We start from the raw sequence: 618 nt of genomic DNA, 5'->3' as shown, positions 1-618 counted from the left end.
TTCTCGCGAAGGAACCCGCTATGCCTGACGCCAAACTTGATTCCAGCCCCCCCATCGGAACCGACATTACAGCGCTATAACCCTCCAGTACATCGGTTGCCCCTTTGACCATTTCACCCGTGGATTCGAGCTTGTTTACAATATAGTTAACCTGCTCGATATTGGATGGATAATGCTGGGTGGGACGCTCCAGGTATTCCTTATGGTTTCTCTCGTTCTGAGCGTAACGGAGTCCACCTCTTATATACCTTTCCGTACCTCCGATGATCTTATCTTCCAACCAATCGACAGGGTAGGTGATTAACCCAAGAGCCGGGTTTCCACTACCTTGGCCCATTTTCATATGGGTTCTGAAATCATACTTTTCCAGACCGTCTAGATCGATATTGGAAATGGGACCCCCTTCCGCAAAAGCATACGGACTGTTCCACGGAAAATCGGGAGCCAGCGGATCCACACTCAAGAACTTCGCTATCGCCGGGTTGTAGATCCTGAACCCGTAGTCGTAGTTGTTCTGTCCGCCCCATTCCCCGCTACCGTCAAGCTCCTTCCCGTTGAACCCATATCGGTACGTACCCGCACAAGATTTTCAGATTTTTCCCAACTCCCCTTCCACAA

The 618-nt window shown here is 50.3% G+C and carries 1 pseudogene; it reads right to left on the bottom strand.

The window, feature by feature from the left end:
* Positions 1-511, bottom strand: a pseudogene (locus FQ608_RS27125) (RHS repeat domain-containing protein); the annotation flags it as partial.
* Positions 512-618 lie beyond the last annotated feature (107 nt).

The organism is Lunatibacter salilacus (assembly GCF_009797935.1).
Classification (GTDB): Bacteria; Bacteroidota; Bacteroidia; order Cytophagales; family Cyclobacteriaceae; genus Lunatibacter; species Lunatibacter salilacus.
Note: the sequence above shows the minus strand (reverse complement) of the source record. Positions and strands in the feature narration are given on the sequence as shown.